Origin of the sequence: Nocardia halotolerans (assembly GCF_042650145.1) — a bacterium.
GTDB classification, from domain to species: domain Bacteria; phylum Actinomycetota; class Actinomycetes; order Mycobacteriales; family Mycobacteriaceae; genus Nocardia; species Nocardia halotolerans.
Genome location: NZ_JBHSDL010000028.1, coordinates 229,646 through 250,225, shown reverse-complemented (window position 1 = coordinate 250,225; position 20,580 = coordinate 229,646). Strand labels below are relative to the sequence as shown.

Below are 20,580 nucleotides of genomic sequence, written 5' to 3'. Positions count from 1 at the left end.
CACGCAACGCAAGCCCCGAACACAGACCCACCACCCTGGACCCACAAACCCCAGGCACCAGCACGGAAAACCAACCCCGCACAACCCGCCCCCGAAGAGGGTCCGCCGCGAAGCAGCGCTTCGCGGCCGAGCTGCCAGCCAGCGCTCAAAACGCACCCACGCAACGCAAGCCCCAAACACAGACCCACCACCCTGGACCCACAAAACCCGAGGCGCCAGCACGGAAAACCAGCCCCGCACGACCCGACCTCGAGGAGGGTCCGCCGCGAAGCGGCGGTTCGCGGCCGGGCCGCCGGTCAGCGCTCGAAGCGCAGCGCGAAGCGCCAGTCTCGAGCGCTGACCGGCGGCCCGTGGGGGCCGCGAACTCGAGCGCGCCAGCGCTCCAATAACAGAGACACGCCGGAACGGTTGTGGGTGTGGCCGCGGACCAGTGTTTCAATGCGGCTATGACCAGGACCTCATTTGCTCGAACCCTGATGGCCGTTGCCGCGGGCTGTGCGGCCGGATTCACTCTGTCGACCGTCCCCGCGCAGGCGTCGAACGAGAACCCCCTCGATTGTTCGGGTGTGCCGGGCGCGCATGCCGCGGCCGAGCAGGAGAGTGCCCGGCGCGGTATCGCCATCACCCCGTTGTGCTTCAGTGGTGGCCTCTACAGCAATATTCATGCGGGGATTCCGTTGGCGGTGCTCAACCCGTTGACCATGCCGGGCACGGCGACGGTGTGTATCGCCGAGCGGGAGACCGTGGAGGCGGCCGCGAAGTTCGAGTGGACCGAGCGGGTGCACGTGATGCCGATGTGCATCCAGAATCGCGCGTTCGGCGTGTACGAGCTGTAGTTTCCGCCCATGTCGGGTCCGCTCCGCCACGGCGGGCGGGCCTGCTCGTCTATCGTTGCGCGTGTGGCCAAGTCTGCGGCGCCTGCGATCGAATTGTCGGTGGGTGAGCACACGGTGCGGGTCAGCAATCCCGACCGGGTGTATTTTCCCGAGCTCGGTGCGACCAAGCTGGATTTGGCGCGGTATTACCTGAGTGTCGGGGACGGGATCGTGAACGCCTTGCGTGACCGGCCGTGCATGCTGCATCGGTTTCCGAAGGGGTTGAGCGGGGACAAGGTGCACCAGAAGCGGTTGCCTGCGGGTGCGCCGGACTGGATTCCGACGGTGCGCGTGTTCTTCCCGCGGTACGGCCGTCATGCCGATGAGCTGTGTGTGCACGGGCTCGCGGAGGTGATCTGGGCGGTGCAGATGTCCACGGTCGAATTCCATCCGTGGAATTCGCGGGCCGCCGACACCGAGTCGCCCGACGAGTGGCGCATCGATCTGGATCCGATGCCGGATTGTCCGTGGTCGCGGGTGCAGCGGGTGGCCGGGGTGGTGCACGAGGTCCTCGACGAGCTGGGTGCGACGGGTTGGCCGAAGACTTCGGGTGGGTCCGGGTTGCACGTGTATGTGCGGATCGCGCCGGAGTACGGATTCCAGCAGGTGCGCCGCGCGGCGCTGGCTTTCGCGCAGGAGGTCGAGCGGCGGGCGCCCGCGGATGTGACGACAGCCTGGTGGCGTCGTGACCGTGACCCGGCGCAGTTGTTCGTCGACTACAACCAGAACGCGCGTGACCACACCATTGCCGCCGCCTACTCGGTGCGTGGGGTGTCCGCGGCAACGGTGTCGACTCCGGTGCGCTGGCCGGAGGTCGACGACATTCATCCGCGCGACTTCACCATCGAGACCGTGCCCGCCCGGTATGCCGAGCTCGGCGATGTGCAGGCCGACATGGACGATGCCGTGTTCGATCTGGCGCCGCTGCTGGAGCTGGCCGACCGGCACGGGGTCGATGAGCCGGCCGACTTGGACCAACCGTAGGACCATGCGTTCGGTGCGGCCCCGCGCCGCAGGTAGGCGACGAATTCAGGAGGTGTTCGTGCAGGAATCCGTGACCACGATCGCGATCGGCCCCGACCGGCAGGCGCCGCGCCTACTCGAGAAGGCGATCGTCGGGGCTGGTGCTCGGGTCGGGGCGCTCGATGACGCTGACGCACTGGTCTGGACCGGCGCGCCGACGGCGTTTCCGGCGACGTTGCCGCCTGCGGTGCGCTGGGTGCAATTGCCCGCGGCCGGCGTGGAGGATTTCTTCGCCGCCGGCGTCTTCGCCGCCCATCCCGGGGTGGTGTTCACCTCCGCGGCCGGCGCGTTCTCGCACAGTGTCGCCGAGCATGCCCTGATGTTGTTGCTGGCGGGGGTGCGGTATCTGCCCGAGCAGTTGCGGGCGACTTCGTGGCAGCAGCGCGAGTTCTTTCCGCATGTCGGGTCGTTGCGCGGCAAGACTGTGACCATTGTGGGCGCGGGCGGGATCGGGCGGGCGCTGATTCCGATGCTGGCGCCGCTTGGTGCGCACGTGATCGCGGTGAACAGGTCGGGGCGCCGGGTGACGGGCCAGGGCATTCCGGCCGACGTGGAGACCGTGCCGGCCGACCAGCTCGCCCGGGTGTGGTCGCACACCGACCATGTGGTGGTGGCCGCGCCGGCGACGGACCGGACCCGCCACCTCGTCGGCGCTGACGAACTGGCCCGGCTCAAGCCGTCGTCGTGGGTGATCAATGTGGCCCGTGGCAGCCTGGTCGATACCGGCGCGCTGGTGCACGCGCTGTCCGCCGGGGTGATCGGCGGCGCCGGGCTCGATGTCACCGACCCGGAACCGCTGCCCGACGGGCATCCGCTGTGGACGCTGCCGAACGCGATCGTCACTCCGCACGATTCGAATCCGCCGCAGCTGCGGTTGGCGGCTTTCGCCGATCATCTCGGAGCCAATGTCGTCCGGTTCCTGGCGGGCGAACCGTTGCACGCGCTGATCGACCCGGACCGGGGCTACTGAGGGATCCACCCCGGTGTCCGAGCCCGGCGGCCCGCTGAAAATTGCTGCTGCCCAACGCGTGCGCGGCGAGTAGTCTTGGGGTCGGGAAGGGGAAACATCATGTCTGATCAAGAACAAGCCGATCCGCGCGCCCGCTGGCGACGTCTGCCGCCGGAGCCGCAGCCCTATACCGAAGAGACCACGATCGATCCTCCGGCATCGAGTTTCGGGCCCAACGGGGTGGATCCGAGAGATGATTCCGTTCGGATGTATGGCGGTTGAACGCCGCGCCGGAATCCGGTACTGCGGTTAGGCTGTGCTCGTCCTGGTTCGGTAAGGATGGGATCGGCAATGGGATGGACCTTCACCGCTGACGAATTCGCGCACGTCTGGCGGGGATCCGGTCAGGACCGCATGCCGTTCCCGCTGCGGGTGCTCGAATCGCCGCGCACCGAGGACGAGGCCGCCCGACTGCGCGCCACCCTCGACGAGCGGCTACCCGGCGGCGATCCCGACCTGGCCGCCTGTCTGCGGATCATCGCCGAACCCCATGCCCGGATCGTGCTCGTCGGCGGCGGTCACACCCCCGGCAGCGAGATCCGGTTACTGGCGTGTGCAGTCTTCGACCATGCGGTCCTGGTGGTGCAGGAGCCCGGCAACCGGCCCGATTACGGTGGTCACGTGCGTGTTTCGATCGGACACAGCGCGGGCATCGGCGCCCGGGTCGCGGCCTGCCTACCCGACGCACCGCCCGGACGTGAACCGGCCCGTGAGGCCGCCACCGAAGCGGTGCGCGATGAGGAGACGGTGATCGCCACCCACCCGGCCGTGCCACGTATCCAGCGATTATTGCGCCGCCAGCACACCGCCGAAGGGCATATCCGGATCGAAACCGGGCTGGATCGTCCGACCGCGGCACCGCCGGTGCACTACAGCTGGATCGATGTCGCCGGCGACGGACGGTATCTGCTGCGTGCGGGGGAAACGGTGCACGTGGTGCCCGCGTCGACCGGTCAGCTCGCCACGCAACTGCAGCGCCGGGTGGCGCCCGCGCACAGTTCGCACACCAGAAGGTCCGGCTAGCCTGGATCTCCGAACGCAGACCTGGAGGGGAGACGCGATGACGATCGAGAGCAGCAGAGCCGAGATCTCCCGGTTCCGCAGCGCCGCCACAGCGGGCACACTGAAGTTCGATCCCGATGCCGCGCGCCGCTGCGCCGATCTCTACGACCAGCAGGCCGATCGGCTCGCCGAACTTCGTCACGAGCTCGAGAATGCCGCCGAGGCAGGCGGTTTCGGTGGTTTCGTCTCCGCACAGCAGTTACAGGCCGGCTTCGCGCACAAGGCGCGTGATGCCGCCGATCTGCTCGATCACTACATCGCCGCGGCCTACCGGATGAAGGAAGCGTTCCTGCTCAGCGCCGGCCTCTACGAGGAAGCCGACGCCGCAGCGTCGGCGGCCCTGCGCGCCATCGATACGCGGGTGCCCTGATGAGTACCGACCCCACCTACATCAGTGCGATGGAACATTTCGAATCCATGCCGCACGAACAGATCTACACGCGCACCCAGCAGATCGACGCGGGCGCGATCCTCGGCGCCTCGGTGACCTGGCTCGAGACCGCCGCCACCCTCACCACCGCGATGCCGCTGACCAAGGCCAACGCCGATCGGCTGATCAACGAAACCGGTTGGGAGGGAGCCGCCGCCGACGCCGCCGTACTCAGCACCCGCAGTTACGCGGAGTCCATCGACGAATTGGCCGCGGTACTGGCCGATGTCGGTGCGCGCCTGGGTGCGGTGGCAGCGGCCGCGGAGGCGGTGAAGTTGTCGGTGGTGGCCCCCGGCGACTCCGGGCCGATCGGCTCCATCGCCCGGCTGCTCCAGGCAGCACAGGTGATCGACGCGCAGATGGCGGCCGAGGCATTGCGCCAAGAGGCGGTGCTGGCGATGAACATGATCTACAAACCGGCGTATTCGCTGGCTGGGACGGGCGTACCCGCGCTGCCCACCGCACCGGGACAAGTGGGGTGGGATTCACCTACGGGGCACGACGATGCACCCGGAACCGGTTCGCCGACGACACCGGCGCCGAGCCCACAACCCGGCGAACCCGAAGTACCACAGGGCGATTCGAGCACTGATGGTGCTGACCCGGAGAATCCCGGCTCTGGTTCGCCCGTCACGCCGGAGCGACCTGGGCAGGGTCCGAAGCCCTCGGACCCGCAAACACCTTCCGACGAGCACCCGGCAGCCCCCGGCCAGCCCCCGGTCCCGGGCACAGAGCCGCCAGCGCCTGCAGATGACCGTCCTACGCCCTCGGAGAACCAGGCCCCGCCGGACGAATCCCCCACGCCCTCGGAGAGGCCTGAAGCGCCGGACGAGTCCCCGGCCCCCTCGAACAACCCTGCCCCGCCGGACGAGCCCCAGCACCCCTCGGACAACCCTGCCCCGCAGGACGAGCCGGGCCCACCCGTAGAGGACCGCACCCCTACAAGCGAGCCACCGGCACCCACCGATAGCCCCGCGCCGCCCGAAGAGCATCCGGTACCGCCCGAAGACCCAGCGCCCGGCGGTTCCGCCACGCCGGGAGGAGAGAACCCTCCATCTCCGGGCACGGAACATCCACCGACGCAGCCGGATTCGGACCCGCCGGCGCAGTCCTCACCCAGCGACGAGCCGTCGGCTCCGGCCCCAGCGCCGGAACAGTCTGCGCCGCATCCGCCGGCGCCCGAACCACCAGCTGCCGAACCTGCGCCGCAACCGCCGCCACCCGAATCGGCACCTCAACCACCAGCACCCCAACCACCAGTGCCTGAACCGCCACCACAATCCCCGGTCGAACCGCCGGCAACAGCGCCCGAGAATCCCCCTGCACCACAGCAAGCCCCACCAGCGGACCCCCCTGCACCGCAACAAGTCCCGCCTCCACCGCCGCCCAGCGGACCCGACACGTCCGACCCCGGTGGACAGCCCGGCGTCACCGGCCCGGTTCCCGGGGCGGAAACCCAGCCGACCGAGCCCATGCCACAAGCCCCACCGGCTGCTCCGGACCAACCGGGAGTCATCCCACCGCAGCGCTGACCGACCTCACCACATCGCCGGGCGAGCATCAGGCCTACCGAGGCCGCGATGGTGAGCCCCAGCGGCACCGCGATCAGCGCGGCCAGCGCGTTGTGGTCACCGAGCCCGAGGTCGGCTGGGCAATCTGCGCCGAAAACAGGGACCGCACCAATCAGGCAGTCGAGCACCGAATCGCTTGTTCATCACCGCGATCCGGTCGGCCGCGTCGAGTACCGCTTCCTGGTCATGAGTGACCCGCACGGTGGCCACCTGGACCCGTGCGACCGGCACAGCCACCGTGCTCGAGCAATGACACCAGTGCGACGCGGCGAACGTCCGGAACACCAGCACGCGCTTCGGCGTCCTGCCATCGGAGCAAAGTCGACCAGGCCTACCCGATGCTGCGGCTTCCGACGGTCCGGCCCAGTTCCTCACCGAACGCGAGGAGAAGAACTCCGTGGCCATCGCCTCCAACGAGTCGTTCTTCGGCTGGACGAAGATTTTCACTGATAGATCCCAGCTCAGGCGTAGATCTCGCGGCGGTCGCCGCAATTCTCGAACACGTTGGCGGGCGCGGAGCTCACTGATTTCGACGGTCCGGTCGTTTCTCGGCGGCATCGAGTGCGAGTGCGAGTAGAGCGAGAGAGGTGCGCAGTAGGTCCGGCAACGCGCCGGACGGCACGACGAGTCCGCTGGTCGCCGGAGGAGTGACGGTCTGCAACCACCGTTCGAGGGCGACACGAACCGCGGCGGCCACGCCGGCCGCGAGCACGTGGGAGGTATGCGGGTCCGTGCCTCCGAGGCGTTCGGCGATCGCGTCGGTGAGGGGAGTTCGATCGCGGTGGAGGCGTGGACAAATGCGTCCCGCAGTGCGGGGCGGGCTACTTTGGGGCTGGGGCCGGCTTCAGATTTCCGGAGCCGACTCACGTCGATCCGCTCGCCGCACCCCATCGACCTTGCGTGGGCGGCTCGTCTCATTCCGGACTACGTCGGGCACGCGGCAGTGACGTCACGCTTGTTGGCGAATATCGAGGTCACGCGGGAGAAGCCGCGGTGATCGTGACGGTGAAGAGTGGACCGGAGGTACGACCGACGCCAGTAGGTTCGGATCAGACCTTGACCAGGTCGTCGGCGTGGATGACCGGGCGTTGCATGGTGTCGGGGAGGTCGCCGGTGGAGCGGCCGAGCATCGTGGCCAGTTCGGTGCTGTCGTATTCGACGACGCCGCGGCCCACCACCTGATCATCGGGGCCGACCAGGTCGATGACGTCGCCGCCGAAGAAGCGGCCGCGCAGGCCGGTGATGCCCGCGGCGAGCAGTGAGTGCCGTTCGGCGACGGCGGTGACGGCACCCTCGTCGAGTAGGACGGCGCCGCGGGGGTCGGCGGCGTGGCGGACCCAGAACTTGCGGCCCGACAGGCGCACGGGGCGCGCGGCGAAGGCGGTGCCAACGGTGCCGGCGGTGAGGGCGGTGGCGGCGTCGGCGGCCGAGGCCAGCAGCACGGGGATACCTGCCTCGGCGGACAGCCGGGCAGCCGACAGTTTCGAGGCCATGCCGCCGGTACCGAGCGCCCCACCGCTGCCCGCGATGACACCGTCGAGGTCGGCGCTGCTGCGCACCTCGGGAATGAAGTTGGCGGCGCCTTTGCGGGGGTCGCCGTCGTAGAGGCCGGCCACGTCGGAGAGCAGGATCAGCGCGTCGGCCCCGACGAGGTGGGCGACCAGGACGGCGAGGCGGTCGTTGTCGCCGAAACGGATTTCCTCGGTGGCGACGGTGTCGTTCTCGTTGACCACGGCGATCGCGCCGAGGGCGCGCAACCGGTCGAGAGTGCGCTGGGCGTTGCGGTGGTGTTCGCGGCGGGCGAAGTCGTCGGCGGAGAGCAGGATCTGGCCGACCGTGCGGCCGTAGCGGGTGAACGAGGTGCCCCAGGCGTGTGCCAGCGACAACTGGCCGACGCTGGCCGCGGCCTGTTTGGTGGCCAGGTCCTTGGGCCTGCGCGAGAGTCCGAGCGGCGCGATGCCTGCCCCGATCGCGCCCGAGGACACCACGACCACGTCCGAACCGGCACGCATCCGGGCTTCGACGGCATCGGCGAGCCGGTCGAGCCGGTCGGTGTCGAGGCCGCCTTCGAGGCTGGTGAGCGCCGAGGACCCGATCTTCACCACGACGCTGCGCGCCGACACGATCGCTTCGCGTGCCTGACTCGTTCCCGTATCCACCATTGCCGAACTCCCTGCGATCACAGCGCCGCCTCGCACAGCGCGACCCAGCGCAGTATGCCGACCGAACGGCCGTGCCCGATACCGGTTTTCACCCGTCGGGCAGCAACCGCACGGCCGATCTTCTACTCGTCGTTGTCGTCGAGCAGGCCGCGGCGCGCGCGCGAGGCGTGCTTGCGCTCGGCCGCACCGATCCGCTCGTTCTGTTCCAGTCGCTGGTCGGTGCCACGCCCGGTGGGCACGACATCGACGCCGGCGGCGACCTGCGGTTCCCACTCGAAGGTGACGTCTCCGATGGTCACCGGGGCACCGGGCTGGGCGCCCTGTTTGACCAGTTCGGCCTCGACACCCAGGCGGGCCAGGCGGTCGGCCAGATAGCCCACGGCCTCGTCGTTGTCGAACTGGGTCTGACGCACCCAGCGTTCGGGCCGGGTACCGCGCACGATGAAGCCGCCGGGCTCGTGCGGATCGGCGATCACGCTGAAGCCGCTCTCGTCGGTGGCGATCGGACGGATCACCGGACGCTTGGGGGCGGCCTTGGGGTGGTCTTCGCGGTATTGGCGGACCATGTCGGCCAGCGCGAAGGTGAGCGGGCGCAGCCCGGCGCGGCTCACCGCGGAGATCTCGAACACGGGCCAGCCGCGCGCGGTGAACTCCGGGGTCACCATCTCGGCCAGTTCCTTGCCGTCGGGCACGTCGGTCTTGTTGAGGATCACCACGCGGGGGCGGTCGGCCAGCTCACCCAGGCTCGCGTCGCTGGAGAGCGCGGGGCGGTAGGCGGCCAGTTCGGCTTCGAGCGCGTCGACGTCGGAGACCGGGTCGCGGCCCGGTTCCAGAGTCGCGCAGTCGACGACGTGGGCGAGCACTGCGCAGCGTTCCAGATGGCGCAGGAAGTCCAGGCCGAGGCCGCGGCCGTCGCTGGCACCGGGGATCAGGCCGGGCACGTCGGCCACGGTGAAGGTGGTGTCGCCACTGGCCACCACACCCAGGTTCGGGACCAGGGTGGTGAACGGGTAGTCGGCGATCTTGGGCTTGGCGGCCGAGAGCACCGAGACCAGCGAGGACTTGCCCGCCGACGGGAACCCGACCAGGCCGACGTCGGCGACCGACTTCAGCTCCAGGACCAGGTCGGTCTCCTGGCCTTCTTCACCGAGCAACGCGAAACCGGGCGCCTTGCGGGCCTTGGAGGCCAGCGAGGCGTTACCCAGGCCGCCGCGGCCGCCGCGGGCGATGACGAACCGGTTGCCGATGCCGACCAGGTCGACGACGACCTCGCCGTGCTGGTCGACCACCACGGTGCCGTCGGGCACCTGCAGTACCAGGTCGGTGCCCTGCTTGCCGTCGCGGTTACCGCCCTCGCCCGGCTTGCCGTTACCGGCCTTGGCGTGCGGGTGGAAATGGAAATCGAGCAGGGTGTGAACGTTGGCGTCGACTTCCAGGATCACGTCGCCGCCGTTGCCGCCGTTGCCGCCGTCGGGCCCGCCGAGCGGCTTGAACTTCTCACGATGCACCGAGGCGCAACCGTGTCCACCTCTACCGGCACGAACATGCAGCACGACGCGGTCGATGAATTTGGACATGGGTTGATCCTCCTCCTTCTGACTGGTCATTTGCGGTAGGGGGTGGTCGAACACGACAGAGCGGGTCAGGGTTTGAACCCTGACCCGCTCTGGTGTCCGTGGGGAGCGAATGCTCCAGGCGGTCAGGCCTGGACCGGCTCCGGAAGAACGATGTTGACGGTCTTGCGGCCACGCTTGGTGCCGAACTCGACCGCGCCCGCCTCGAGGGCGAACAGCGTGTCGTCGCCGCCACGGCCGACGTTCACGCCCGGGTGGAAGTGGGTTCCACGCTGGCGGACCAGGATCTCGCCCGCGCTGACCTTCTGGCCGCCGAAGCGCTTCACGCCGAGGCGCTGTGCGTTCGAATCGCGGCCGTTCCGGGAGCTGGATGCGCCCTTCTTATGTGCCATAGCTTTTGCGTCTCCTCGGGAATTCTTACTTGATGCCGGTGACCTTGATGACCGTCAGCGGCTGACGGTGACCCTGGCGCTTGTGGTAGCCGGTCTTGTTCTTGAACTTGTGGATCCGAATCTTCGGACCCTTCGTCTGATCGACAACCTCGGCGGCCACGGAGATCTTGGCCAGCTTGTCGGCATCGGTGGTCAGATCGGCGCCGTCGACGACGAGAACCGGGGTCAGGGCCACGGCGGTGCCGGGCGTGCCCTCGATCTTCTCGACCTTCACCAGGTCACCGACCGCGACCTTGTACTGCTTTCCGCCGGTCTTGACGATTGCGTACGCTGCCATCGGTCGGCTTCCTCCACTCACGTTGGTGCTGCACATGTCCACGCCGCAGCTGCGGCGTGTATTTCTGGGCTCATCCCCGCAAGAGCGGGGGAAGAACGTTTGGCTGCCTGCGGCATCACCCGACCGTTCGGTCGGATGCCCAATCGCTGGGCAGCGACCGACCTAGGTTACCAGAATGGTAACCACTCCCCCAATTCGGCCGGTCAAGGGCCGATTCGGAGGGCTTGCGTGCGCGGGCGGACCCGCGCACGCAAGCACCGGAACTAGTTCGTTTCCGAGGTGGGTGTGCCCGCGGGACGGCTCACCGCGCGACGGCGCGGCTTGCGTTCCGGGACCACCACGGGTTCGGCGTCGAAGTCCACGACGGCCGCCGCGGGCGCCTGCTCGTCCGCGGCGAGCACGAACACCGCTCCCGCACTGTCGGGTGCCGGCGCCGCGGTCGAGCGCGCCACACGACGTCTACGGGGTGCCCGCTGGGCGGGTTCCGCGGCGGCAGGTGCCTGCTCGGCCTCCGGTGCTGCCTCGGCGGGTGCCGGGTCGGGCTCCGGTGCCCGGGTGGCCGCTGGTTCCGGGGCGGGAGCCTCGGCTGCCGGCTCGGTGGGGAGCACCCCGGTGAGCGCGGGCGCCTCGGCGGCGGACTCGGCCTGCGCGGCGGCGTTGCGGCTGGACCGGCGCGACCGGGACCGCGAACGCGATTTGGCCGGCTCCGGCGCCGCTTCCTCGACGGTCTCGGCCTGGCTCGGCTGCTCGGCGGCCTCGCCTTCCTCGCCGTGCTGGGCGGTCATCGCGAGCACCACAGGGTGGGCTCGCTTGACCGCGATGTCCTCCTCGTCGTGCTCGGCGGCCGGTGCGGGCGCGCTGGCCGCCGGTGCGGGCGCGGACGGCTTGTCCCGGTCCTTGTCCTTGCCCCGACGACGACGCGAACCACTCTCCTTGCTCCGCGGCTCCTCGACCCCGGACCCGGAATCCACCGGGTAGGAGTGCACGAGGATGCCACGACCGTGGCAGTGCTCACAGGTGGTGGAGAACGCCTCGACCAGGCCGGTGCCCAGCTTCTTACGAGTCATCTGGACCAGACCCAGCGAGGTGACTTCCGACACCTGGTGGCGGGTGCGGTCCCGGCCCAGCGCCTCGGTCAGGCGGCGCAGCACCAGATCGCGGTTGGATTCGAGGACCATGTCGATGAAGTCGACGACGATCATGCCGCCGATGTCGCGCAACCGCATCTGGCGCACGATCTCCTCGGCCGCCTCCAGATTGTTCTTGGTGACGGTCTCCTCGAGATTCGACGAACCCGAGCCGGTGAACTTGCCGGTGTTGACGTCGACCACGGTCATCGCCTCGGTGCGGTCGATCACCAGGGTGCCACCCGAGGGCAGCCACACCTTGCGATCGAGCGCCTTGGCCAGCTGCTCGTCGATGCGGTAGGCGTCGAACACGTCCACGCCGTTGTTCTCGTGCCGGTCGACCCGTTCCAGCAGGTCGGGCGCGACGGTACGCACGTAGGTCTCGACGGTGCTCCAGGCTCGCTCGCCTTCGATGACCAGTTTGGCGAAGTCCTCGTTGAACAGGTCGCGGATCACCTTCACCAGCATGTCCGGCTCTTCGTAGAGGGCCTTGGGCGCGTTGGTCTCCTTGGCGGCGGCCTGCTCGATGGTGCGCCAGGTGGCCTGCAGCCGTTCGACGTCACGCGCCAGCTCGGGCTCGCTGACACCCTCGGACGCGGTCCGGATGATCACGCCCGCGTCGGCGGGCACGATCTCGCGCAGGATCTCCTTGAGCCGCTTGCGCTCGGTGTCGGGCAGCTTGCGGCTGATCCCGGTGGACGTGCCGCTCGGCACATACACCAGGAAGCGACCGGCCAGCGAGATCTGAGTGGTGAGGCGGGCGCCCTTGTGACCAACGGGGTCCTTGGACACCTGCACCAGCACCTGGTCGCCGGGCTTGAGCGCCTGCTCGATCTTGCGTTCCTTGCCGCCGAGGCCGGCGGCCTCCCAGTTCACCTCACCGGCGTAGAGCACACCGTTGCGGCCGCGGCCGATGTCGATGAAGGCCGCCTCCATGCTGGGCAGCACGTTCTGCACCTTGCCGAGGTAGACGTTGCCCACCATCGACGCCTGACCCGAACTGGTCACGAAGTGCTCGACGAGGATGTTGTCCTCGAGCACCGCCACCTGCGTGGTGGTCTGGTGGCCCGGGGCGTGCTCGGCGGGGTCGAAAGCCTTCTCCCGCACGACCATCACCCGGTCGACGGCTTCCCGGCGCGCCAGGAACTCCGACTCGGTCAGGATCGGCGGACGCCGACGTCCGGCGTCGCGACCGTCGCGACGGCGCTGACGCTTGGCCTCGAGCCGGGTGGACCCGGAGATGCCCTGCACCTCGTCGGGGTTGTTGTTGGCGCCGGAGCGGCCACGGCTCTTGTTACGCGGTTCGCGCTCGTGCACGACGGTGTTGGGCGGATCGTCCTCCGATGCCGCCTCGGCATCGGGGGTGTCGCCGCCGACCTTGCGGCGACGACGGCGGCGACGGCGACGGCTCGCGCCCTCGGGCTGGGATTCGTCGTCCTCGTCGGCATCGGTGTCGGTGTCGGGCGCGGCCGGTTCGGCGGCCGGCTCGGTCGCGGTGGCGGGTTCGTCATCGCTGTCGGTGTCGTGGTCACCGTCCTCGCCGTCGGCGGACTGCTCGCCCCGGCCACGGCCACGGCCACGACGCCCACGGCGACGGCGACGGGGCTGGCCGTCGGCATCGTTGTCGGCATCGTTGTCGTTGTCGGTGTCGGTGTCACCGGTCTGGTCGGTGGCTTCGGTGTCCTCGGTGTCCTCAGCGAGCGCCTGGGGCGCTGGTTCGGGCTCCTCGACGGGCTCTTCGGCACGCTTGGCGGTGCGCTCGGTGCGACGCCGCTTACGCGCTTCCTCGGCGGCGGAGGCGTCCGGCGGGAGGAACAGCGGCATGGCGACCGCGGGGGCTTCGTAGGTCACCGGTTCAGCGGGGGCCGCCTGTTCGCTCACCCGGTGGGTGAACAGACCGGTGTGTGCGTCGTCGGCCATCGCGGCGAACACCTCGTTGGTGCGCGCGACCTCGGGCGCGGAGAACAGCGACGTGGACGCCGCGCTCGTGTCGGCCGGCTGCTCGGCGACGGGGGTAGGGGTGGGTTCGGCGGTCTTCTTCGCTCGCGCCCGCGTGCGGGGTTCGGGAGCGGGTGCTGGGGGTTCGCCGTCCTCGGCGTCAGCGGCGGCGATCGCGTCGCGCACCGTTTCGGCCACCGCGCGATCGACATTGGATTGCACACTGCGCGCCTCGGCGCCCAGTTCGGCCAATTTGGCCAGGATGCGTTTGCTGGTCACTCCCAACCGTTTGGCCAGGGCATGAACTCTGATTCGCTCCGGCAATTGATCGGCATCCTGTTGTGTTGTGTCCAGCGGCTCTTGTTCGGCCACGAAGTCTCCTCGGGCCCCCGGGCGCGTCCTTCCCCGGTACGGGAGTGACGCGGCCGGCGCGGGGGCATCGTCCGTGCACCTCGCACCCGATGGTACGAGGGTCATCTGGTCTCGCCCCGCGTATCCGGTCGCGCCTGTATCGAGCTTCTGGCGGGCCAACCGGTCACGCGGCGCCTGGCTGTACGGCGTGACGCCGCGTTTCGAGCGCTCATCCAGCGTGCCGGTGGGCAACCCCAGCAACAGGGTCGTCCGTGGCAGCGATGATCGGCATCCAATCGCGATGTCATCCGGTCATGTCCGTCACCGCTGCCGCGTACCTGCGCGTCAGGCTGTCACCAACCGCCCTGTAGGGGTATCGGTGACATCGGAATCGAACACATCCGTCTTCAGTATCCCATACGGTTCGCGCGAAGATCGCCATCGGCGCAATTCGGCGAACCGGAACCGCTCGAGCTCGACGCGTCCGAACCGGACGCGACGAGCGAGGACAGCACCGATCAGAGGGAGAATTCGGGGAACCAGAGCGCGATCTCACGCTTGGCGGACTCGGGCGAGTCGGATCCGTGGACGAGGTTGAACTGGGTCTCGAGGCCGAAGTCGCCGCGAATGGTGCCGGGCACGGCCTTCTCGACGGGATCGGTGCCACCGGCGAGCTGACGGAACGCCGCGATCGCGCGCGGGCCTTCCAGCACGGCCGCCACGACCGGCCCGGAGGTGATGAATTCGATGAGCGAGCCGAAGAAGGGCCGCTCGGCGTGTTCGGCGTAGTGCTCGGCCGCGAGTTCCGCGGACACGTTCTTCAGCTCCAGCGCCTGGAGGGTGAGGCCTTTGCGCTCGACGCGCGAAAGAACCTCGCCGACGAGGCCACGGGAGACACCGTCCGGCTTGATGAGTACCAACGTCTGCTCAGTCACGGGGTAACCCTAGCGCCGGGGTGTCGCGGCGCGCCGAACGCCCCCTGCGCCGCCAGTTCAGGACTCCGGGCTCCGCATTCGCTGACTCGGGAGCAGTCCGGCGTCCATCCGCCGTTGCACATCGGTACGCAGCACCAGGATGAAAGCCCACACCGCGACGAACACCAGGCCGATGATGCCGATCGACAGATGGATGAAGGTTCCCGCCAGCACCAGCACCTGCAATCCCAGATTGAACGGGATCGCCCACGGCTTGCGCTGCAGACCGGCACCCAGGATCATCAGCGCGGCCAGCGCCACGAGATAGGTGCCGGAGAACCAGGTGACCCCGCCGCCGACCGCACCGACCACCGGCAGCGCCAGCAGCACGACGATCGCCTCGAGCACCAACGTCCCCGCCATGACGCCGCGCAGACCCTTCCACGGATCATTGGCAGGGGGTGGAACCACCGACTCGCTCATACTCTGTCCATTCGGCATGATCGGGCGGCCTGCGTGGTCACGCTCCGCTTCCTCCTCCGGCCGCTGACCGCTCATGCCGGGCCCTTTCCGAACAGGGCGCGTGCCGCGCCCGCGGTCACCACCGAGCCGGTGACCACCACACCGGCGCCCGAGACCACATCGCCGTCGTCGCCGGCCTGCTCGGCCAGCGCGATCGCCGACTCGAGGGCGTCGGGCAGGGTGTCGGCGGTGATCACCCGTTCGTCGCCGAAGCGCTGCACGGCCAGGTCGGCCAGCGCGTCGACGTCGAGGCCGCGCGGCGAACCGTTGCTGGTGACCACGATCTCGTCGAAGATCGGTTCCAGCGCGTCGAGGATGCCGCCTGCGTCCTTGTCGCCGAGCACCGCCACCACGCCGACCAGTTTGCGGAAGTCGAATTCGCTGGTGAGAGTCGCGGCCAAGGCTTTGGCACCTGCGGGATTGTGCGCGGCGTCGACGAAGATGGTGGGAGCATTGCGCATGCGTTCCATCCGGCCCGGACTGGCCACACTCGCGAAACCGGCGCGTACCGCTTCGACGTCGAGCTGACGGTCGGCACCGGCGCCGAAGAACGCCTCCACCGCGGCCAGCGCGAGCGCGGCGTTGCGGGCCTGGTGTTCACCGTGCAACGGCAGGAAGATCTCGTCGTAGACCCCGCCGAGGCCCTGCAACTTCAGCAGCTGCCCGCCGACGGCCACGGCGCGTTCCAGCAGCTGGAACTCCGCCCCGGCCCGGGCCACCGCCGCGTCGGCCTCGACGGCACGGCGCAGCAGCACCTCCATCACCTCGGGCTCCTGCTCGGCGATGAGCGCGACCGTGTCGGTCGGGACCAGCGACTCGGGGGCGCGCTTGATGATCCCGGCCTTCTCCTTGGCGATCGACTCGAGGTCGGGGCCCAGGTAGTCGGTGTGGTCGAGGCCGATCGGGGTGATCACCGCGATCTGCCCGTCGACCACGTTGGTGGCGTCCCAGGTGCCACCCATGCCGGTCTCGACCACAGCCACGTCGACCGGGGCCTCGGCGAACGCGGCGAAGGCCATGCCGGTGAGCACTTCGAACTTGCTCATCGCCGGCCCGCCCGCCGCGGCCGACTGCTCATCGATCATCGCGATGTAGGGCGCGATCTCGTGGTAGGTCTCGACATACCGGGCCGGAGTGATCGGGGCGTTGTCGATGCTGATCCGCTCGGTCGCCAGCTGCAGGTGCGGGCTGGTGAGCCGGCCGGTACGCCGGTGCAGGGCGGTGAGCAGCGCGTCGATCATCCGCGTCACCGAGGTCTTGCCGTTGGTGCCGGCGACATGGATCGAGGGGTAGTTGTGTTGCGGGCTGCCGAGCAGGTCCATCAGCGCGGCGATCCGGGTGAGCGAGGGCTCGATCTTGGTTTCGGGCCAGCGCTTGTCCAGTTCGGCCTCGACCAGCGCCATCTCGGCCAGGTCCACCGGTGACGGACCGGTATCGGGCCGCGCCGCGCTGTAGTCCGCGCCGCCGAAGTCGGCGGCCTGATCGGGGTCGAGTTCGCCGTCGCCGGGGCCGATGTCGCTCATTTGGCGCTCAGCTCCGCCAGGCGGGCGCCGATGCGCGTGACTTCGGCCGCGGCCACATCCCGGCGGCCGGTGATCTTGTCGACCACCTGCTGAGGCGCCTTGGCCAGGAACGCCTCGTTGCCGAGTTTGGCGGTGGTGGCGTCGAGGTCCTTCTGCGCGGCCGCGAGATCCTTCTCCAGCCTGCGGCGTTCGGCGTCGAGGTCGATCGCACCGGAGGTGTCGAGCGCGACGGTGACGGTGCCACCGGACAGGCGCACCTCCACCTCCGCGGTGGTGGCGAAGTCGGCACCCGGTTCGGTGAGCCGGGCCAGGTTGGCCACCGACGCGGCGAACCCGGACAGGCCCACCTCGTCGATGCCGACCAGGGTGGCCTTCACCTTCTGCTTGTCGGCCAGGCCCTGGTCACCACGGAAGCGGCGGATCTCGGTGATGAGCCGCTGGGCGTCGGCCACCCGCTGGGCGGCGACATCGTCGGTCGCGACGCCACTGGCCTGCGGCCACGGCGCGATCACCACCGATTCGCCGCCGGTGAGCGCCTTCCACAGCGTCTCGGTGACGAACGGGATCACCGGGTGCAGCAGGCGCAGCACCGCGTCGAGCACGCTGCCCAGCACCACCGCGGTGCTCTCGGCGCGCGCGTCGGACTCGGCGAACTGCACCTTGGACAGCTCCAGATACCAGTCGCACAGTTCGTCCCAGGCGAAGTGGTACAGCGCCTCGCAGGCCTTGCCGAATTCGTAGGCGTCGAAAGCGGTGTCGACGTCGGCGCGGACCTGGTCGAGCCGGTCGACGATCCAGCGGTCGGCGTCGGTGAGCGTTTCGCGCGGCGGCAGGTCACCGGTGCGCGCACCGTTCATCAGCGCGAACTTGGTGGCGTTGAACAGCTTGGTGACGAAGCTGCGCGACGCCAGCGCGTGCGCCTCACCGACCGACAGGTCGCCGCCGGGCTGCGCGCCACGGGCCAGGGTGAATCGCAGGGCGTCGGCGCCGTAGGAGTTGATCCAGTCCAGCGGGTCGATGCCGTTGCCGCGCGACTTCGACATCTTCTTGCCGTGCTGGTCGCGGATCAGTCCGTGCAGGAACACGTCTTCGAACGGAACCTGCTTCTGATCGCCCTTACCGGCTGTCAGGACAGGATCATCGCTGACGTACATCCCGAACATCATCATCCGGGCCACCCAGAAGAACAGGATGTCGTAACCGGTGACGAGCACGCTGGTCGGATAGAACTTCGCCAGCTCGGGGGTCGCGTCGGGCCAGCCCATCGTGGAGAACGGCCACAGACCGGAGGAGAACCACGTGTCGAGCACATCCGGGTCCTGCACCCAGCCCGCGGGCGCTTCCTCGCCGGGGCCCAGGCACACGAGCTCGCCGTCGGGGCCGTACCAGATCGGGATGCGGTGTCCCCACCACAGCTGCCGCGAGATGCACCAGTCGTGCATGTTGTCGACCCAGTCGAACCAGCGCGGTTCCTGGCTCGCGGGGTGGATCTTCACCTCGCCTTCGCGCACGGCGTCGCCCGCGGCCCGGGCCAGGGTGTCGACCTTGACCCACCACTGCATCGACAGGCGCGGCTCGATCGGCTCACCGGAGCGCTCCGAGTGGCCGACCTGATGCTTGTAGGGGAACTTGCGTCCGACGATGCGGCCCTCCCCCTCGAGACGTTCGCGGATCTTCACCCGCGCCTCGAAACGGTCCATGCCGTCGAATTCGGTGCCGCTGTCGGCGATCCGGCCCGACTTGTCCATGATCGTGGGCATCGGCAGGCCGTGGCGCAGGCCGAGTTCGAAGTCGTTGGGGTCGTGCGCCGGGGTGATCTTCACGGCACCGGACCCGAATTCCGGATCGACGTAGTCGTCGGCCACGATCGGGATCTGGCGCCCGGTGATCGGGTGGTAGATCGTGGTGCCGATCAGCGCCCGGTACCGCTCGTCGTCGGGGTGCACCGCCACCGCGGTGTCGCCGAGCATCGTCTCCACGCGGGTGGTGGCCACGATCACGTGCGGTTCGTCGTCGTTCAACGAGCCGAAGCGCATGCTCACGAGCTCACCGTCGACCTCCTTGTGGTCGACTTCGAGATCGGAGATACCGGTCTGCAGCACCGGTGACCAGTTGACGAGGCGTTCGGCGCGGTAGATCAGGCCCGCGTCGTAGAGCCGTTTGAAGATGGTCTGCACCGCGCGGGAAAGCCCGTCGTCCATCGTGAAGCGGTCGCGGCTCCAGTCGACACCGTCGCCCAGGCGGCGCATCTGCCCCTGGATCTGGCCACCGGATTCGCGCTTCCAGTCCCACACCTTGTCGATGAACAGTTCGCGGCCGAAGTCTTCTTTGTTCTTGCCGTCGGCGGCGAGCTGCTTCTCCACCACGCTCTGGGTGGCGATGCCCGCGTGGTCCATACCCGGCAGCCACAGCACCTCGTAGCCCTGCATCCGCTTGCGGCGGGTGAGCAGGTCCATCAGCGTGTGGTCGAGGGCGTGTCCCATGTGCAGGGTGCCGGTGACGTTCGGCGGGGGCAGCACGATCGAGTACGGCGGCTTCCCCGAGGAGGCGTCGGCGGTGAAATATCCGGCGCCGACCCAACCCTCGTACAGGTCGGCCTCTACCTCGCCGGGGTTCCAGCTCTTGGGCAGGGCATCGGCACGATTACGCGAGTTGTCTGGGGCTGCGCTGGTCACGCCCCAATCCTAAGGGGACCGACAACCACGTTTCCCGCCGCCTCACCACCGCCCGCGATTCCCCCGGAACCACGCTCCCGCCCCCAGCTCCCCACAAGCCTCGACGCGAGAACCACGCCCTCAGCCACACCCAGGCCCACCACCCGCACCCCGAGAAAAAACAAAGGCGAAGTCTTCGATGGATGAGGGACACCGAAGACTTCGCCTCGCACTTGCGACTTTACCGGCGATCACGCCCCCACCGGAGAATCCATAGGCAATTCTCAGATTCTCCCGACCAACCCTCCGCGCGCGTCCGGATCAAACCCGCGACGCACCGACGACACGCGGAAGTTGTTGTCCCCAGGGAAGATCCGGCAGACCCCCGATTGCCGAATCGCACGTTTTGCCGGACTCTGGGAAGCGTGACGCCTCCGCTCGATTCCGCATCCTCTCCCGCTCCCCGGATTCTCACCCCGCTCGCCTTGGTGGACCTACGCGCGGGCGAATGTGAGCAGCTGCGCTATCCGGCGTCCAGCGTGCTGGTTTTCGCCGGCGTGCCGGGTGCAGGCAAGTCCACTGCGCTGCACCGTTTCTTCGCGTCGGCACCCGAGGCCGAGCGCCCGGTGCGGACCGCATCGGGCGCGTTGGTGCTCGATTCCCAGCATGCCCGTAATCGGCTGCGGCACCGGTTGGGCTGGGCACCGTATGCCCTGTGGCGTCCACTGGTGCATCTGGCGCATTACCGTGCGATCCGCACCGCGCTACGCGCCGATGACGGGCCGGTCGCGATTCACGACTGCGCGACCTTCGGCTGGAGTCGCCGGTTGATCGCGCGCTGGGCACGGGCGGGCAGTCGCGAACTGCACATGCTGCTGATCGACGTGCCCGCCACGCAGGCCAGGCTCGGTCAGTTCACCAGGGGCCGGCGGGTCAACAGTTTGGCTTTCGTCGCGCACTGCCGTCGTTGGGAGCGGATGATGCGCGAACTGGGCGCGCGTGGTGACGGACCGGTGCCGGTCACCGACGCGCGCCCGCTCGCGTCGGCTTCGGTGGTGATCATCGACCGGGCAACGCTGAGTGGGGTGTCACGGATCGTGTTCGACGCCGCGTGAG

16 protein-coding genes and 1 pseudogene are annotated in these 20,580 nt (G+C 69.0%); 7 read left to right on the top strand and 10 right to left on the bottom strand.

Annotation, left to right across the window (positions count from 1 at the left end; genetic code table 11):
* Positions 1 to 446: 446 nt before the first annotated feature.
* From ACFO5K_RS23300 to ACFO5K_RS23280, 5 genes are all read left to right on the top strand, one after another.
* The gene (locus ACFO5K_RS23300) at positions 447 to 836 is read left to right on the top strand and encodes a hypothetical protein (RefSeq protein WP_378566918.1); all 390 of its coding nucleotides are present in this window, start codon (positions 447 to 449) and stop codon (positions 834 to 836) included.
* A 9-nt stretch (positions 837 to 845) separates the two neighbouring features.
* Complete coding sequence (ligD, locus tag ACFO5K_RS23295; RefSeq protein WP_378566915.1) at positions 846 to 1,859, top strand: non-homologous end-joining DNA ligase; 1,014 nt, start codon at positions 846 to 848, stop codon at positions 1,857 to 1,859.
* A gap of 58 nt (positions 1,860 to 1,917) precedes the next feature.
* Positions 1,918 to 2,868 (top strand): D-isomer specific 2-hydroxyacid dehydrogenase family protein, encoded by a 951-nt coding sequence (locus tag ACFO5K_RS23290; RefSeq protein ID WP_378566912.1) that lies wholly within the window; start codon positions 1,918 to 1,920, stop codon positions 2,866 to 2,868.
* A 330-nt stretch (positions 2,869 to 3,198) separates the two neighbouring features.
* Positions 3,199 to 3,930, top strand: coding sequence for an ESX secretion-associated protein EspG (locus tag ACFO5K_RS23285; protein WP_378566909.1), 732 nt, complete (start codon positions 3,199 to 3,201; stop codon positions 3,928 to 3,930).
* A gap of 37 nt (positions 3,931 to 3,967) precedes the next feature.
* Positions 3,968 to 4,339 carry a hypothetical protein gene (locus tag ACFO5K_RS23280; RefSeq protein ID WP_378566906.1) on the top strand — a complete coding sequence of 124 codons (372 nt, stop codon included), beginning with the start codon at positions 3,968 to 3,970 and terminating at the stop codon, positions 4,337 to 4,339.
* Positions 4,340 to 4,583: 244 nt separating this feature from the next.
* On the opposite strand, the gene ACFO5K_RS23275 is transcribed toward ACFO5K_RS23280, so the two are convergent.
* Complete coding sequence (locus ACFO5K_RS23275) at positions 4,584 to 4,805, bottom strand: hypothetical protein (protein ID WP_378566903.1); 222 nt, start codon at positions 4,803 to 4,805, stop codon at positions 4,584 to 4,586.
* 1,529 nt (positions 4,806 to 6,334) lie between these two features.
* Here ACFO5K_RS23275 and ACFO5K_RS23270 point away from each other — a divergent pair.
* Positions 6,335 to 6,421 (top strand): annotated as a pseudogene (locus ACFO5K_RS23270) (IS21-like element helper ATPase IstB); the annotation flags it as partial.
* 598 nt (positions 6,422 to 7,019) lie between these two features.
* Here ACFO5K_RS23270 and proB read toward each other — a convergent pair.
* From proB to ACFO5K_RS23225, 9 genes are all read right to left on the bottom strand, one after another.
* Positions 7,020 to 8,132: a glutamate 5-kinase gene (gene proB / locus ACFO5K_RS23265; protein ID WP_378566900.1), complete on the bottom strand. Its 1,113-nt coding sequence runs from the start codon at positions 8,130 to 8,132 to the stop codon at positions 7,020 to 7,022.
* A gap of 122 nt (positions 8,133 to 8,254) precedes the next feature.
* Positions 8,255 to 9,709: a GTPase ObgE gene (gene obgE / locus ACFO5K_RS23260; RefSeq protein WP_378566897.1), complete on the bottom strand. Its 1,455-nt coding sequence runs from the start codon at positions 9,707 to 9,709 to the stop codon at positions 8,255 to 8,257.
* Positions 9,710 to 9,831: 122 nt separating this feature from the next.
* Positions 9,832 to 10,098: a 50S ribosomal protein L27 gene (gene rpmA / locus ACFO5K_RS23255; RefSeq protein ID WP_378566894.1), complete on the bottom strand. Its 267-nt coding sequence runs from the start codon at positions 10,096 to 10,098 to the stop codon at positions 9,832 to 9,834.
* Positions 10,099 to 10,123: 25 nt separating this feature from the next.
* The gene (gene rplU, locus ACFO5K_RS23250) at positions 10,124 to 10,435 is read right to left on the bottom strand and encodes a 50S ribosomal protein L21 (RefSeq protein WP_378566891.1); all 312 of its coding nucleotides are present in this window, start codon (positions 10,433 to 10,435) and stop codon (positions 10,124 to 10,126) included.
* A gap of 263 nt (positions 10,436 to 10,698) precedes the next feature.
* Positions 10,699 to 13,872 (bottom strand): translation initiation factor IF-2 N-terminal domain-containing protein, encoded by a 3,174-nt coding sequence (locus tag ACFO5K_RS23245; RefSeq protein WP_378566888.1) that lies wholly within the window; start codon positions 13,870 to 13,872, stop codon positions 10,699 to 10,701.
* Positions 13,873 to 14,369: 497 nt separating this feature from the next.
* Complete coding sequence (ndk, locus tag ACFO5K_RS23240) at positions 14,370 to 14,786, bottom strand: nucleoside-diphosphate kinase (RefSeq protein ID WP_378566885.1); 417 nt, start codon at positions 14,784 to 14,786, stop codon at positions 14,370 to 14,372.
* A gap of 57 nt (positions 14,787 to 14,843) precedes the next feature.
* Positions 14,844 to 15,248 (bottom strand): DUF4233 domain-containing protein, encoded by a 405-nt coding sequence (locus tag ACFO5K_RS23235; RefSeq protein WP_378566882.1) that lies wholly within the window; start codon positions 15,246 to 15,248, stop codon positions 14,844 to 14,846.
* Between the two features lie 71 nt (positions 15,249 to 15,319).
* Positions 15,320 to 16,810, bottom strand: a complete 1,491-nt coding sequence (folC, locus tag ACFO5K_RS23230; protein WP_449289693.1) for a bifunctional tetrahydrofolate synthase/dihydrofolate synthase — start codon at positions 16,808 to 16,810, stop codon at positions 15,320 to 15,322.
* A complete protein-coding gene (locus tag ACFO5K_RS23225) occupies positions 16,807 to 19,485 on the bottom strand; it encodes a valine--tRNA ligase (RefSeq protein ID WP_378566879.1) in 2,679 nt (892 codons plus the stop codon). Before ACFO5K_RS23225 ends, folC begins: the two co-directional genes overlap by 4 nt.
* 404 nt (positions 19,486 to 19,889) lie before the next feature.
* Here ACFO5K_RS23225 and ACFO5K_RS23220 point away from each other — a divergent pair, with 404 nt between their 5' ends.
* Positions 19,890 to 20,579: an AAA family ATPase gene (locus ACFO5K_RS23220; RefSeq protein WP_378566876.1), complete on the top strand. Its 690-nt coding sequence runs from the start codon at positions 19,890 to 19,892 to the stop codon at positions 20,577 to 20,579.
* Position 20,580 lies beyond the last annotated feature (1 nt).